This window comes from Bacillus sp. AFS029637, assembly GCF_002584985.1.
Taxonomy (GTDB): domain Bacteria; phylum Bacillota; class Bacilli; order Bacillales; family Bacillaceae_G; genus Bacillus_A.
This window is the reverse complement of record NZ_NUPZ01000004.1, coordinates 19,534-34,876: the sequence shown is the minus strand read 5'-3', so window position 1 is coordinate 34,876 and position 15,343 is coordinate 19,534. Positions and strand designations below refer to the sequence as shown.

Sequence of the window (15,343 nt, the reverse complement as noted above, 5' to 3'; positions counted from 1 at the left end):
CGTTATTTTATTTTACGTACATTTTATCATTTCCAAATATTAACTTGTCAACTATACGCAAAATATCCGTAAAAAAACCCTCTTCAAAAAGAGAGCTTTTTATAACTTATTACTTCGTGTACCATCCAAGACCTAGTGCACCTTCACCTAAATGCGTACCAATTACAGCACCAAAATAACCTATGCGGATTGTGACATGAGGATATTTTGCTTCTAATTCTGCCTTCCATTCATTCGCTTCCTCTTCACGCTGCGCATGAATGATAACAGCTTCCATAGGTACACCTTTACTTGCTTGCTCATCAAAAATTTCAACAATGCGTTTTAACGCTTTTTTACGCGTACGAATCTTTTCAAAAGGAATAATGATTTTATCTCTGAAATATAAAACGGGCTTCACTTGTAACAAACTACCAATGAAAGCTTGCGCACTATTTAATCGTCCGCCACGTTGTAAATGATGTAAATCATCCACTACAAAATAAGCGTCCATCGTTTGCTTCATTTCATCAAAACGAGTAATGATCTCTTTCGGATCCTTTCCTTCACTTGCTAGTTTTGCCCCTTCACGTACATAGAATCCTTGCACTTCACAACTAATTTCAGAGTCGTACGTATATACATCAATACCCTCTACCATTTGTCCGGCTGTCGTTGCAGTTTGGTATGTACCACTAATCCCACTTGAAAGATGGATGCTAATAACCGCATCATAATCCTTAGATAGTTCTTCAAATAACTCAACAAACTTTCCGATTGCTGGCTGAGAAGTTTTCGGAAGTTCTTCTTGCTCACGTACTTTCACATAGAAATCATCTACTGAAATTTCAGCTTCTTCTTGATAAGATTCTGTTCCAAACACAACGTTTAATGGAATCATATATATATTGAGTTCTTCACGAATATGCTTCGGTATATATGCTGTACTATCAGTAACAATAGCTGTTTTCATTTTCGTACCTGCCTTATAAAAAGTTTTTATTCCCTAAGTTTACACGAAAACTAAAAATGGTGCATCCATACATAAAAATGCTAGTCAAAAATTATACTCACCATCCCGACAAATTACAACAAAAAGGTGAAATACTCATCAAAAATTTCAACAGTTTTGCAAAAAATGTTTGAATATAAAAACGCCCGCTTTTAAAATGTAAAGTACTAGTCATTTTGATAGATAGGGGCGTATACGAGTGCTATTACAATATTTTACAATCAAAGACTACGGCGAACACGAAATTGTCATTCAAAAATCAAGATTTATCTGTTACATTAGCCGAGCTACAACCGAAGAAGAAGCTCAAGAATTTATACAAAAAATCAAAAAACAAAACTGGAACGCAACACATAACTGTTCCGCGTATTTAATTGGCGAACAAGATCAAATCCAAAAAGCAAATGATGATGGCGAACCTAGCGGTACAGCTGGCGTTCCTATGTTAGAGGTGCTAAAAAAACGCGATCTAAAAGATACCGTCGTTGTCGTTACACGCTATTTTGGCGGCATTAAACTTGGTGCAGGTGGATTAATTCGTGCATACGGAAAATGTACAAGCGAAGGTATTAATTATGTCGGTGTTGTCGAGCGAAAACTAATGCGTGTTATGCAGACCGAAATTGATTACACATTACTTGGTAAGTTAGAAAATGAATTACGCAATTCAAAATATGCCATTAAAGAGATTCATTATCTAGAAAATGTCACATTTGATACGTATGTAGAAGAAGATGGAAAACAATCATTCACGGATTGGATGATTGAATTAACAAATGGGAAATGTACAATTACAGAGGGAGATATGTTGTACTTAGAACAAGATGTTCTCTAAGCATAGCTAGCTTATCCCCCTTTAAAGATTAATGTAGTGAATTACCTTCCTACAAATGAACTAAGGAGATTATATATGGAAGAACGTTATTATCATCTCCAAAATAGCAGAATAAAAAAGAAACGTAGAAGGAAGTTTTTCTACTTCCTTATTTTCGCATTTTTATTTGGCAGTGTAGGCCTTTATATATTAAATTCCTACACTTCTCTCATGGGGATGTATAGTGGTTTTACTCGTGAAAAATCGGATTTAAGAACCGAAGATGTCGAAATTACAAAGGAACCTTTTACAGTCCTCATTATGGGGATAGAGGATTATGCAACAGACGGACAAAATGGTCGTACAGACTCATTAATGTTTGCAACAGTCAATCCGAAAACGCAAAAGGTATCGCTTATGAGTATCCCTCGCGATACGCGCGTTCCCATTGCCGGGAAGGATAAAGAAGACAAAATTAACGCTGCACATGCTTACGGCGGAGAAAAAATGGCAATTAAAACTGTCGAAAACTTTCTAAAAGTTCCTGTAGACCATTACATCAAAATTGATTTCCAAGGCTTCAAAGGTATCGTTGATGCTGTTGGCGGTGTTACCGTTGATGTCCCCTTCGATTTTTGGGAACGTTCTGACGTGGATTACTACAAAAAAATCGAATTTAAGCAAGGGCAACAACAATTAAATGGTGAAGAAGCACTCGCATACGTACGTATGCGAAAACAGGATCCAAACGGCGATTATGGCCGCGCAACTAGACAAAGACAGTTACTAGCAGCTGTTGCTCAAAAACTAAATTCGGCCTCTACTGTATTTAAAATTAAAGATTTAACAGATGTCGTTGGAAAATATATAAAAACCGACATTCCTGTTTCTGATGGACTTGCTCTTTACAATAAACTCTCTGGTTTTGATCCTTCTACAATCCAAACGCTAAAGCTTGAAGGAGAAGACAAAAAAATAGGCGGTATTTATTACTTCCTTCCAGATCCAATTAGTGTAGAGACGACACGTAAGGAAATTGAAAAAGAACTAGGGGAAAAAGAAACACCTTCAACAGATTCAACTAGCTCAAATTCCGACTCAAATGCTCACTCTAACGAAAAACCAAAGAAAGACACGAGTGAGAATAAAACACCAACTGAGCCACCGCCTTCTACAAATGCTCATGCAGAGTGGATTATGAGAAATCAGCAATAACAAAAAGAGCCAAATCGCATAAGATTTGGCTCTTTTTTGTTTACTTATTGAAGTATTGTAAAATCGCTTCTACAATACGTTCTGATGCATGACCGTCACCGTAAGGGTTAGATGCTTTCGTCATCTTATCATGAGCTTCTTTATTTGATAACAACTCATCAGCAAGATTAAAGATTGTCTCTTCGTCTGTTCCTGCTAATTTCAATGTACCTGCTTCAATCCCTTCTGGGCGCTCCGTTGTATCACGAAGAACAAGAACTGGTACACCAAGTGATGGTGCTTCTTCTTGTACACCGCCAGAATCCGTTAACATTAAGTATGAACGAGCTGCAACGTTATGGAAATCAATTACGTCTAACGGCTCAATTAAATGAATGCGGTTATGTTCGCCTAAAATATCATTCGCCGTTTCACGAACAACAGGGTTCATATGAACCGGATACACAACTTGTACATCTTCATGCTTATCAACAAGACGCTTAATTGCACGGAACATATTACGCATCGGTTCACCTAAGTTTTCACGACGGTGAGCTGTCATAAGTACAAGACGATCACTTCCAAGTTTCTCTAGTACAGGATGACTATATGTTTCTTTTACAGTCGTTTTTAATGCGTCAATCGCTGTATTTCCTGTTATGAAAATGCGTGACTCATCTTTATTTTCTTTCTGTAAGTTCTTTGCTGATTTTTCTGTCGGTGAGAAATGAAGATCCGCCATTACACCTGTTAATTGGCGATTCATCTCTTCTGGATATGGAGAATACTTATCCCATGTACGAAGTCCTGCTTCCACATGACCTACTGGAATTTGATTATAGAAAGCAGCTAAGCTTGCAATAAATGTTGTCGTTGTATCACCATGTACAAGTACAATATCGGGCTTCGCTTCTTTCATTACTTTATCCAAACCTTCTAAACCACGTGTTGTAATATCAATTAAGGTTTGACGATCTTTCATAATATTTAAATCGAAATCTGGCGTAATTCCAAAGATATTTAATACTTGATCTAACATTTGACGATGTTGTGCTGTTACAGTCACAATCGATTCAATTTTTTCTGGGTGTTTTTGCAACTCTAATACAAGAGGTGCCATTTTAATTGCTTCTGGACGTGTCCCGAAAATTGTCATTACTTTTAAACGTTCAGTCATTTCATTGCCTCTTTTCTTTCACTAGTTACAACTTCTATTATGACATATAAGAATATGCATGGATACATGCCTTTTTAACGAATAACAGAAACATTTCTATTACAAATGCTTTGTCTGCCAATCGAGTAATAATCAATCGATTGCTTCTTGGCATCCTCATCAGTATAACAATTTCTCCCATCAAATAAAATAGGCTCTCTCATAAGTTGTTCGTACTTTTCTAACGGATAAGCTCGAATAGCTTCCCATTCTGTTACGATGAAAGCTGCACTCGCTCCCCTAATCGTTTCATCTATACATTCACTATATTGTATAGTCTCCCCAAATATATTTTTTACATTTCGAGTCGCCTTTGGATCATATAGAACTACATCCGCACCTATATTAAGTAATTCCCCTATTATAATAAGAGATGGTGCTTCTCTAATATCATCCGTATTCGGCTTAAATGTCGCTCCAAGAACCGCAATCCGCTTCTTATTCATATTTATTACTTCCTTCGCCTTTTCAACCAATAACAACTGTTGTTTATTATTCACTTCAATAACTGCTTTTAACAAGCGAAAATCATGCGCCACATTCCCTGCAATTTGCACAAGCGCTTTCGTATCTTTCGGAAAACACGATCCTCCATAGCCGATGCCGGCATGTAAAAAGGATGCACCAATCCTCTTATCCATTCCCATTCCTTTTGCAACATCTAATACATTTGCGCCTACCTTCTCACATATATTTGAAATTTCATTAATAAAACTAATCTTTGTAGCTAAAAAGGCATTCGATGCATATTTAATCATCTCTGCACTTTTAATATCCGTAACATACGTTTGTAAGCTTAATTCACTATACAAACTCCCCACTCTTTGCGCCACTTCCTCATTATCTGCGCCAATTACGATACGATCTCCCTGAAAAAAATCGTAAACACCTGAACCTTCCCGTAAAAATTCTGGATTCGATACGATATGTAATGCATGCCTCCCCCGTAACTTCTCCTCAATCCATCCTTTTATAGCGTCATTCGTCCCTACAGGAACCGTACTTTTCGTAACAACAATAATGTCGTTCGTCACATATGTCCCAATATCATCACAAGCACTTTGAATGTATGTTAAATCTGCTGTCCCATCTAATAAAGATGGCGTTCCAACTGCAATAAATATAATCTCTGCATCGTGAAATGCCTGAACTTTATTTGCAGTAAAAGTTAAGCGATCCTTCTCACATGCATCATGTATTAATTCATGTAAGCCAGCTTCATAAATAGGCAGATTCCCTCGTTTTATCTGTTCAATTTTTTCATCATTTATATCAAAACACGTAACTGAATGTCCCAATATTGCCAACCCTACACCTGTAATCAAGCCAACATATCCAGTCCCTATTATCGTAATTTTCATTTCCCTTTCGCACAGGAATATACAGTAGAAAATATACGAATACATAGCGTGCTCCCTGCGCTTCCCCCTCTCACATTAAAAATGAGAAAACCTTTTTACTCCTTTATTATATGAATTACTTTCTCCATTCTTTTTTAAGTTTTTGTAAAATTAAAGGAAGACTTTAATCAGTCGGATTTTTGTCCATTCCCTACTGATTATTAGCCCACACCAATCAGACTTTTGCGGGTAACACACAAATAGCGAGATAAATTCCCACATTTTAACACGGAACTTACTCATTTCTACGTGTAACACTTATAATACTGAAATAAAAGTATTCACTGCCTAAGAAAAATAGGACATGTCATATTCCAAAGCCTGATACGAATAACCTTCCCAAATGATCTAACATTGTGTATACGATTGTCATATATTCTATCCGCTTCCATTTACCGTAAAAAGAAAAAAAGATTGAATTCTAATCTTTTTGTGATACCATATGTTATGAGCCTGTAAATAAACATCATAATTTTCAGATAAATACATTTAAAAAAAATTACGTTAGACTATAAAAGGGTGGGGTATTAATGGACTCACAAGTGATTTATGCCATTTTGGCATCATTCATCACTGTACTCGTCGTTACTCCTTTAGTTATTAAATTAGCTTTTAAAATAGGAGCAACAGATAAGCCAAACGCACGTAAAGTACACCAAAAAATTATGCCTCGTCTTGGCGGGTTAGCAATATTTATCGGTGTAGCTGTAGGATTTGTGGTCGGTGGCTTATATGAACAAAGAATGTTATCGATAACGTTAGGTGCAATCATCATCGTAATCATTGGGATTTTAGATGATATGTACGAGTTATCTGCGAAAGTAAAATTCGGTGGACAACTATTAGTTGCCATTATGATTGTAAAAAGTGGATTATTAGTGCAAGTATTATATATTCCAATTCTCGGGGATACTGAACTTGGATGGCTTGCTTATCCAATTACAGTATTTTGGATTGTAGGTATTACAAATGCAATCAACTTAATTGACGGCTTAGATGGATTATCTGCTGGTATTTCATCTATCGTACTAGCAACGCTAGCATATATGGCCTTCACTAGCCCATGGGGTACTGGAACAGCAATTATTTTACCTCTAGCATTAATTGCACTTGCAAGTACACTTGGATTTTTATTCTATAACTTCCATCCAGCAAAGATTTTCATGGGAGATACAGGAGCACTATTTTTAGGATACTGTATTTCTGTTATATCGTTACTTGGATTATACAAAAGCGTAACGTTATTCAGTTTTATCGTTCCAATTATCATTTTAGGTGTACCTATATTTGATACGACATTTGCAATTATCCGTCGTATCGTAAATAAAAAGCCTATTTCCGCACCAGATAAATCGCATTTACATCACCGTTTACTTGCAATGGGCTTCTCTCATCGTAAAACGGTACTAATTATATACGCATTCGGTATTTTCTTTAGTGTGAATGCTATTATTTTCAGTAGTGCGACATTATGGTTATCCATTACTCTTCTGTTCGTTTTAATCTTCTTTACAGAAATTATTGCTGAAGTAATCGGACTTGTACACGAGCGTTACAAACCAATTATTTCCTTCTATAAAAAAGTGAAAAAACGCGAAGACTAATTGTAGTATAGCCTTTACAATTATGAAATATTCAAATAGCATCCTCTTTCTTTGAAGAGGATGCTATTTTTTATTTTTTATCCCTCACTTTGTATTTCCAAAATATAGATTGTTTGAGAGTGCCTCTATTGGAGAAAGATATACATAATAAGAAATGGATTACATTTTATTTTTTACATCTTGATTGTCAAACTGAGGGTGAATGTTATGATCAAGCGAATATTTCTATACATCATTTTATTTTTAACAATTACTATGTACGCGTCATCTCATGCAGAAGCAACTACAGTTATTCCTGCTGAACTTCATCCAAATAATGCAACTACCTCTCCTACCCAAAAAATTGCGTACTTAACATTTGATGATGGACCAAACAAATATACTACGCAAATTTTAAACATTTTAAAAGAAAAGAACGGAAAAGCAACTTTCTTTGTTATTGGAGGAAAGGTGCCGCACTACAAAAAGACAATGCAGCGCTTAGTTAAAGACGGACATTATATCGGACTTCATAGCATGTCACACGATGTAAAGCGCCTTTATACTGGGGACCCTTCTACTTTAATTACAGAAATGGAGCAAGCGCAAGACATTGTCCAGCAAATTACAAAGTTAAATACACATCTCGTTCGTGTCCCCTACGGTAGTATGCCTTACTTAAAACAGAATTACCGTGACGCACTTGTATCAGCAGAATATAAAATGTGGGATTGGACCATCGATACATATGACTGGAAAAGCTATGATAATCCTTCTGCCATACTAGAAAGAGTACGTAATCAGAGCGATGAACAAGTTGAAGTTATTTTAATGCACGATTCAAGTGTTACTGTACAAATACTTCCAAAAGTAATTGATTATTTACAGTCACAAGGATACAAGCTTCTTCCTTATAATCCATCTTCTCATCTCGCAGTGAATTTCTGGAAAGACACAAGATTGTAACAGCTTTGGTGCTTATGTACTAAGGCTGTTTTATTTTTCTCTTTCCACCCTTCCCATTTTTGTGTAAAATTTTAAATAGTGATGAAGTTTCGAGGTGAATAGAAATGAAACGAATAGATCTCATTTTTAACGCAATACAAGAAGGAAATTATACAGAAGGTGTAACCGCATCAGAACTCGCTACCCTTCTAAAACTGGATCGTGCCAATGTAAGTAGCGATTTAAACAAACTTGTAAAAGATACGCGTTTATTAAAAACAAATACGCGCCCTGTTCGTTTTTATATAGAAACGAACACTTCGTTGGAAACGCATTCAAAAGATGTCACTTCATTAGATACATTTGCAATTGAAAATACAAGCCTTAAAATCGCAATTGAAAAAGCGAAAGCTTCTATTCTCTATCCTCCAAACGGTATGCATACTTTATTGCTAGGAGAAACAGGGGTCGGAAAATCTATGTTCGCTTCTTTAATGCACGAATATGCAATTGAAGTTGAACAGCTTCCAAAAAATGCGCCCTTTATCGTCTTTAACTGTGCTGATTATGCAAACAATCCACAGTTACTACTTGGACAGTTATTTGGGATTAAAAAAGGGGCTTACACGGGGGCAAGTGATCAAAAAGGGTTAATTGAAAAAGCACATGAAGGGATTCTTTTCTTAGATGAAGTACATCGGCTTCCTCCAGAGGGACAAGAAATGCTTTTCACCTTTATTGACCGCGGGGTATACCGCCGCCTTGGAGAAACAGAAAACGAGCGGAAAGCAAAAGTATTAATCATTACAGCAACGACAGAAGAACCAAATTCATTTTTATTAAAAACATTTACAAGACGTATACCGATGACTGTCACGCTCCCACCACTTCGTGAGCGTACACACAAAGAACGTTTTGCTTTACTACAACTATTTTTTACAAATGAAGCAATTCGCCTGAGAAAAGAAATTCATGTTAGCCCAAATGCAATGCGTGCTTTCGTCTTTTACAATTGTCCCAATAACATCGGTCAATTAAAAACGGATGTCCAAATTGCCTGTGCGAAAGCCTATTCTGATTTCGTGACAAAAAAACGTGACTCTGTCTACGTTTCAAGTACAGATTTACCTTGGTATATGAAAGAAGGACTGTTTATTGAAAGAAAGAGCCGCCACCTGTACCAAATACCGAATGAAACATTTGTATTTACAAGTGATGAAGGCTGGAGTAACCATAAAACAGAAGATGAAAAACGTTCTTCTATTTACGATTATATTGATTATAAATATGAAGAACTTCAAGCACGCGGTATTGAAGAGGAAGAATTAGAACTACTAATAGAAAATGATATCCAAAGCTTTTTCGTACAATATTTTAACCAAATGTCCAAAAAGACAAGTCATGAAAATGTTTTTAAAATTGTGGATCGTAATATCGTTTCCGTATGTGAAAAAATAGCGGAACTCGCTGAAAAACATTTATCTAAGACGTTTGATGAAAAAGTATTTCTCGCTTTAAGTTTACATGTACAGACAACTCTACAACGTTTACAAAGTGGGAAACAAATTCATCATCCACAATTAAATCAAATTCGTACGAAATATAAAGAAGCTTTTTCCGTAGCTATGCAATGTATTCAGCTACTAGAGGAAGAATTACAAATAACAATGCCAATTGATGAAGCAGGCTTTTTAACAATGTTCTTCGTTGTTGATCCAATTCCTGCCTCACAAACAGAAGTAAAAGTACTAATATTAGCGCACGGTAATGGCATCGCAACAGAAATGGCAAACGTGGCAAACGAACTTCTCGGCATTGAGGACGTAACCGGTATTGATATGCCGTTACATGAATCACCGAAAGATTTCTTAGAGCGTGTCAAAGTGTATATGAAAACACTGCAAAATGTAAACGGACTTCTCTTACTTGTTGATATGGGATCGCTCGCTTACATTGGTGATATATTAGAAACTGAGTTCAAAATTCCAGTGCGTATTCTTTCTATGACAAGCACACCACACGTATTAGAAGCGGCACGGAAGGCTCAGCTCGGGTATTCATTAGATGCACTATATGAAACAGTAAAAAATTTAACACCGTTTTACTTAAACGTACAAGAAGAAAAGAAAAAGCCACTCTCTCCAATGAAGTCTGTTATTCTGACAGCTTGTTTAACTGGGGAAGGAAGTGCTTTAGCAATTCAAAAAATGTTAGAGAACTATTTACGATTTGATAAAGAATTAATCGAAATTATTCCGATTAGTATCGTCCATGAAAAAGATTTAACAAAAATGATTGAGAACATAAAAAAAGAACGTAATATCATTTGTATCGTCACGAATTTCGATGTACAAGTACCGTGCTTAACATATCATTTTCAAGACATTGTAAACTACACAGCCATTCAGCCAATTCAAGAATTGATTACGTATGAAGAAACATATGCAAAAATGGCTGATATTCTTGAACAACAAATGCAACGTAACGACGGGGCATTACTCATTAAAACAATTCGTTATGCATTAAATACAATTCAAGAATTAATTTCCTTACAGCTAACCCCAGATAGCTTAATGGGTGTAATTCTTCATATGAGCTGCATGGTTGACCGTCTTCAAAAAGGGGAAAGTCTCCTCCCTCATCCTGACAAAGAGAAACGACGACAAGATGAGTACTGGATGTATATGAAAGTGAAAAAAGCACTACAGCCGATTGAAAATACATTTGAAATACAAATACCCGACGACGAAGTATTTTATGTCATGGACTTCTTCATAAAAAATCAACCTGTAAAAAATTAAACGAGGCAGTTTTTGAAATATATCAACCGTAACGCGAATTATATCAGCGATTTACCGGCAATAATCGCTAAAATTTGTGACCTATATAAGAAGAAAAGGCTGTTCCAAATGGAAACAGCCTTTTCATTTACTTCTTTACTTTTCTAATCCGTCCTCTTATTTCTCCTCTTTTATGTGATTTCGTATGAACATTTACATATACATTTGCTTGAATGATTTCTTGAAGAAAGTGAACAAATGATTTTCCCTGTAAAGGCCCTTCGAAATCCTCCGCATTCATTACACCGGTAATACTCCCCTCATTCAAACTAATCCCCTGTTCTAGTGGGCCGTACAAATAAAAAACAATAGGACCTATTTGAGCGGAATTTCCTAAATGAATTTGACACGATGTGACCTTTTCTATATTTTTTAGTATGACTCTGTAATGCAATTTCGTTAAATCATCACTAAAAATAAACTCCGCAACCCCAAAAGCTTCTGTATTTACAGGAGGCACTTCCCTCTTACCTGTCAACCTCGCAAAAAAGTGTGTTGTCATAAGGCATTCTCCTTATATAAATTTCCCAGCACTACTTCTACTACTTTATGGTTTAGACATAATCATTTATGACTTTTTCAATTTTAATTACGAAGAAAAGATTCACACAATCTTTACATTGAAATCATTCCTTTAGATTTACATTCTCTTGTATAATGCACATAGAAAAAACATTATAGGGGGTCCCTTTGAAAAACAACAAATACACTTTTCACACATTATTAGAGATTTTTCTCGTTTCATTTAAATTAGGACTTACTTCATTTGGAGGTCCTGTCGCTCATCTCGGTTATTTTCATCATGAGTACATCCAAAAGAGAAAATGGATGGATGAACGAAGTTATGCTGATTTAGTCGCACTATGCCAATTCCTTCCTGGACCTGCTAGTAGTCAGGTCGGTATGGGGATTGGGTTAGTACGCGGCGGGTTATTAGGAGCTATTATTTCATGGATTGGATTCACTCTACCATCTGTTCTCGTTTTAGTATTCTTCGCTTCACTTCTTAATCAATTTGACCTTGGAAGTACTGGATGGATTCACGGACTAAAGCTCGTAGCAGTCGCAATTGTCGCTCATGCAATATGGGGAATGGCACAAAAATTAACGCCAGACCGCAATCGTGCAACGATTGCTATTGTAACCGCCGCAATCGCATTACTATGGCCAAGTAGCTGGACACAAGTTATTCTCATTATACTATCTGGCTTTATCGGCTGGTTTTTATATCGCAACCAACCAATTAGCCAATCTCAAAATATAAAAGTACCTATTTCAAAAACGATAGCAGTTTCTTGTCTCGTCTTATTCGTCGGCCTATTACTACTGCTACCAATGTTAAGACCATTCTCGTATTACATCGCTTTATTTGATAGTTTCTATCGCTCTGGCGCACTTGTATTCGGAGGCGGACATGTCGTTCTTCCCCTTCTTGAAGGTGAGTTTGTACAAAATGGAATGATGACGAAAGAGCAGTTCCTAGCTGGATACGGATTAACACAAGCAGTACCAGGACCACTATTTACATTCGCCTCTTATATAGGAGCAGTGCTAAACGGGACACCCGGGGCCATACTCGCAACAATCGCTATCTTTCTTCCTGCCTTTTTGCTTGTTATCGGTGTTTTACCATTTTGGGACAGTGTAAGAAGGATATCCTACATACAAGGTGCACTACTTGGAGTCAACGCCGCAGTTGTCGGCATTTTACTAGCAGCGTTTTACGATCCGATTTGGACGAGTACAATTATGAATTCTGTAGATTTTGTCTTTGCTTCTCTTCTATTTTGCTTACTAGCTTTTTGGAAAACACCACCTTGGGTCATCGTTATAATCGGGGCCTTCGGCGGATATATTTTATCCATTGTGTAAGCACAAAAAACGACGGCATTATGTAGCCGTCGTTTTTCTATTAAAACTTCACAAGCTCTATTCCATCAGGCAACTTACTCTCTGTTAAAATACGCAATTCCTTCACTCGATCCATTACGTAAGAAGAACGTTTTACAAGCTCTGGATCAATATAAGCTGGATGAACCATAATTTCTACCGATTGTTCATCTTGTACTCTTTCTTTTAACTTCACAAAGTAATCTTCCGTCACACCATCCGCATAAAAATCACTGTAAAACACATCAGAAAATGGGCGCACTGCTCTCTCTTCCTCACAACGACGAATCGGAACGTTATATTTAGCCGCTAATCTTTCAAGAACATCGTGTAAGATTGGTAAACTATGCACATGATGATGACTATCTAAATGAGTCGGTATTAATCCGTAAGATAAAAACTTCTCGATTTGAGCAGTCCATTCTCTCTCAACTTCTTCTGGATCTATATTCCCTTCCCGTACGACACTTTGTTTATGAAATGCTCCATCACTACCCACAAGTGATGGAACGTCTGTAAGAAGTGGTTCTCCTGCCGTTAATACGAGATGCACGCCTACCCCTAACGTTTTATACGCTTTCGCTAAGTGTACAGCATGCTCTGTCCCTGGCATATTCATCATCATCGTCGTTGAATTTACAAGCCCATTTATATGTCCATCAATAATGCCGTAATTCGTACCTTCCGTAAGACCGAAATCATCTGCATTTACAATTAACTTAATCATCCTACTACCTCCTATCGAAATAAAAAAAAGCGGGCTAAATAGCGCCGCTTTTTACTTCTCTACCTTTTTAAAGAACTGTGGAAGATATTCTTTATGTGCTTCCAACATTTCATCTAAAATTTGTTTTGCAACTTTATCTGATGGTACAAGTGGATTGATTGTCATCGCAAGCAGCGCCTTATGATAATCACCTGTAACCGCAGCTTCAATTGTTGTGCGCTCAAATGATTTAATTTGTTGTACTAAACCGCGAACTGGTACTGGAAGATCTCCGACCGCAATTGGTTTTGGACCCTCTTTCGTAATAATACAGTTCACTTCAACAGCAGAATCATGTGGCAAGCTTGCAATTGTTCCGTTGTTTCGTGTATTAACAGGCTGGATATCACCTTTATTATTGTAAATAGACGTAATTAAGCTACATGCTGCATCACTATAATAAGCTCCGCCACGTTTTTCTAATTGTGGTGGCTTAATATCTAAATTCGGGTCTTTATATAACTCGAATAAATCATCTTCTAATTGTTTTACTACTTCTGCACGTGTGCCTTTCTCGATTGAAGCTTCTTTCTCTTCTTCTAACATTTCACGTGTTTTGTAGTAGTAACGGTGGTATGGACATGGAATTGCACGAAGGCCTCGAATAAAGTCTGGCTCCCAGTTAAGCGCTGCGATGTTTTCCATCGTAATTTGCTTTTCTGGATCTGTTACAAGCTCTAACACGCGATCCATTACGCTTACTCCATCTAAATATACGTCTAGTCCATATACCATGTGATTTAAACCGGCGAAATCTACATGTACACGACTTGCATCTACTTCCAGTAATCTCGCAAGACCCATACGAATTCCGATTGGAACGTTACATAGACCAACTACTCTTTGAATATTTGTATAGCGAAGGACAGCTTCTGTTACCATACCTGCTGGGTTCGCAAAGTTAATTAACCATGCATTCGGACAAAGCTCCTCCATATCCTTACAAATATCTAAAATAACAGGAATCGTTCTCAGTGCTTTAAACAAACCACCAGGACCATTCGTTTCCTGACCAATTACATCATATTTTAAAGGAATCGCTTCATCTTTTGCGCGTGCTTCTAATAAACCAACGCGAAGCTGTGTTGTTACGAAATCAGCATCCTTTAATGCCTCGCGGCGATCAAGTGTTAAATGCACTTCGATTGGTAAACCTGATTTTTTCACCATACGTTTCGCTAAGTTACCAACGATTTCTAACTTTTCTTTTCCTGCCTCAATATCTACTAACCAAATTTCACGAACAGGAAGCTCATCATAACGTTTAATAAACCCTTCAATTAACTCTGGTGTATAACTAGATCCACCACCGATTGTAGCAATTTTAATTCCAGTCATGCTTTATTCCCCTTTCGCTTCTAACTTTTTATAAAGGTCAATAAATTCTGCTGCTAATTCTTTCACTGTAATCGCATTCATTAAATGATCTTGTGCGTGAATTAAAAGAACACTAATCTCTGTCTTTTCTCCTCTTGCTTCTGATTGTATGAGCTCTGTTTGGAAATGATGCGCTTCATTAATCGCTTCTTTCGCCTTTACCATCGCTTCATCAGCCTCTGCCATTTTCCCCTGTTTGGCAAATTGAAGTGCCTCCATTGCAAAGCTTCGTGCATTACCACTATTTAAAATCAATTGGAATGGAATTTGTTCTGCTGTAGTCATCATAATTACCGCCCTCTCTATTATGGTTCAACCGATTGAAAT

General features: G+C 36.9%; 13 protein-coding genes. 6 read left to right on the top strand and 7 right to left on the bottom strand.

Annotated features, from left to right (window positions below; genetic code table 11):
• Nucleotides 1-109 precede the first annotated feature (109 nt).
• Nucleotides 110-952 (bottom strand): DegV family protein, encoded by an 843-nt coding sequence (locus COE49_RS00825; protein ID WP_088232963.1) that lies wholly within the window; start codon nucleotides 950-952, stop codon nucleotides 110-112.
• A 238-nt stretch (nucleotides 953-1,190) separates the two neighbouring features.
• Here COE49_RS00825 and COE49_RS00820 point away from each other — a divergent pair, with 238 nt between their 5' ends.
• Entirely contained in the window at nucleotides 1,191-1,826 is a 636-nt protein-coding gene (locus tag COE49_RS00820) for a YigZ family protein (protein ID WP_088232962.1), read from the top strand.
• Nucleotides 1,827-1,901: 75 nt separating this feature from the next.
• The gene (locus tag COE49_RS00815) at nucleotides 1,902-3,020 is read left to right on the top strand and encodes an LCP family protein (protein ID WP_088232961.1); all 1,119 of its coding nucleotides are present in this window, start codon (nucleotides 1,902-1,904) and stop codon (nucleotides 3,018-3,020) included.
• 40 nt (nucleotides 3,021-3,060) lie between these two features.
• Here COE49_RS00815 and wecB read toward each other — a convergent pair whose 3' ends face one another.
• Both wecB and COE49_RS00805 read right to left on the bottom strand, forming a co-directional pair.
• The gene (wecB, locus tag COE49_RS00810) at nucleotides 3,061-4,176 is read right to left on the bottom strand and encodes a non-hydrolyzing UDP-N-acetylglucosamine 2-epimerase (protein ID WP_088232960.1); all 1,116 of its coding nucleotides are present in this window, start codon (nucleotides 4,174-4,176) and stop codon (nucleotides 3,061-3,063) included.
• A 74-nt stretch (nucleotides 4,177-4,250) separates the two neighbouring features.
• Nucleotides 4,251-5,621: a UDP-glucose dehydrogenase family protein gene (locus COE49_RS00805; protein ID WP_140417511.1), complete on the bottom strand. Its 1,371-nt coding sequence runs from the start codon at nucleotides 5,619-5,621 to the stop codon at nucleotides 4,251-4,253.
• Nucleotides 5,622-6,145: 524 nt separating this feature from the next.
• On the opposite strand from COE49_RS00805, the gene COE49_RS00800 reads away from it, so the two are divergent.
• From COE49_RS00800 to COE49_RS00790, 3 genes are all read left to right on the top strand, one after another.
• Nucleotides 6,146-7,219, top strand: coding sequence for a glycosyltransferase family 4 protein (locus COE49_RS00800; protein ID WP_088232958.1), 1,074 nt, complete (start codon nucleotides 6,146-6,148; stop codon nucleotides 7,217-7,219).
• Nucleotides 7,220-7,426: 207 nt separating this feature from the next.
• Nucleotides 7,427-8,164: a polysaccharide deacetylase family protein gene (locus COE49_RS00795; protein ID WP_088232957.1), complete on the top strand. Its 738-nt coding sequence runs from the start codon at nucleotides 7,427-7,429 to the stop codon at nucleotides 8,162-8,164.
• A 104-nt stretch (nucleotides 8,165-8,268) separates the two neighbouring features.
• Complete coding sequence (locus COE49_RS00790) at nucleotides 8,269-10,944, top strand: sigma-54-dependent transcriptional regulator (protein WP_088232956.1); 2,676 nt, start codon at nucleotides 8,269-8,271, stop codon at nucleotides 10,942-10,944.
• A gap of 127 nt (nucleotides 10,945-11,071) precedes the next feature.
• Here the strand turns inward: COE49_RS00790 and exsM are convergent, their stop codons facing one another.
• On the bottom strand, nucleotides 11,072-11,485 hold the full coding sequence (gene exsM / locus COE49_RS00785) for an exosporium regulatory protein ExsM (RefSeq protein ID WP_088232955.1): 414 nt from the start codon (nucleotides 11,483-11,485) through the stop codon (nucleotides 11,072-11,074).
• A 188-nt stretch (nucleotides 11,486-11,673) separates the two neighbouring features.
• Between exsM and COE49_RS00780 the strand changes: the two genes are divergently transcribed.
• A complete protein-coding gene (locus COE49_RS00780) occupies nucleotides 11,674-12,855 on the top strand; it encodes a chromate transporter (protein WP_088232954.1) in 1,182 nt (393 codons plus the stop codon).
• A gap of 40 nt (nucleotides 12,856-12,895) precedes the next feature.
• Here the strand turns inward: COE49_RS00780 and chbG are convergent, their stop codons facing one another.
• Genes chbG through COE49_RS00765 form a run of 3 tightly spaced genes read right to left on the bottom strand, consistent with a single transcriptional unit; the run spans nucleotide 12,896 to nucleotide 15,304 of the window.
• Nucleotides 12,896-13,600, bottom strand: a complete 705-nt coding sequence (gene chbG / locus COE49_RS00775) for a chitin disaccharide deacetylase (protein ID WP_088232953.1) — start codon at nucleotides 13,598-13,600, stop codon at nucleotides 12,896-12,898.
• Nucleotides 13,601-13,651: 51 nt separating this feature from the next.
• Complete coding sequence (celF, locus tag COE49_RS00770; protein WP_000145754.1) at nucleotides 13,652-14,977, bottom strand: 6-phospho-beta-glucosidase; 1,326 nt, start codon at nucleotides 14,975-14,977, stop codon at nucleotides 13,652-13,654.
• 3 nt (nucleotides 14,978-14,980) lie between these two features.
• On the bottom strand, nucleotides 14,981-15,304 hold the full coding sequence (locus COE49_RS00765) for a PTS lactose/cellobiose transporter subunit IIA (RefSeq protein WP_000989050.1): 324 nt from the start codon (nucleotides 15,302-15,304) through the stop codon (nucleotides 14,981-14,983).
• Nucleotides 15,305-15,343 lie beyond the last annotated feature (39 nt).

Coding starts and splice junctions, on each gene's coding strand:
- COE49_RS00815 (WP_088232961.1), top strand. CDS start 1,902: ATGGAAGAACGTTATTATCATCTCCAAAATAGCAGAATAAAAAAGAAA.
- COE49_RS00800 (WP_088232958.1), top strand. CDS start 6,146: ATGGACTCACAAGTGATTTATGCCATTTTGGCATCATTCATCACTGTA.
- COE49_RS00790 (WP_088232956.1), top strand. CDS start 8,269: ATGAAACGAATAGATCTCATTTTTAACGCAATACAAGAAGGAAATTAT.
- wecB (WP_088232960.1), bottom strand. CDS start 4,176: ATGACTGAACGTTTAAAAGTAATGACAATTTTCGGGACACGTCCAGAA.
- COE49_RS00795 (WP_088232957.1), top strand. CDS start 7,427: ATGATCAAGCGAATATTTCTATACATCATTTTATTTTTAACAATTACT.
- celF (WP_000145754.1), bottom strand. CDS start 14,977: ATGACTGGAATTAAAATTGCTACAATCGGTGGTGGATCTAGTTATACA.
- COE49_RS00805 (WP_140417511.1), bottom strand. CDS start 5,621: ATGTATTCGTATATTTTCTACTGTATATTCCTGTGCGAAAGGGAAATG.
- COE49_RS00825 (WP_088232963.1), bottom strand. CDS start 952: ATGAAAACAGCTATTGTTACTGATAGTACAGCATATATACCGAAGCAT.
- COE49_RS00765 (WP_000989050.1), bottom strand. CDS start 15,304: ATGATGACTACAGCAGAACAAATTCCATTCCAATTGATTTTAAATAGT.
- exsM (WP_088232955.1), bottom strand. CDS start 11,485: ATGACAACACACTTTTTTGCGAGGTTGACAGGTAAGAGGGAAGTGCCT.
- chbG (WP_088232953.1), bottom strand. CDS start 13,600: ATGATTAAGTTAATTGTAAATGCAGATGATTTCGGTCTTACGGAAGGT.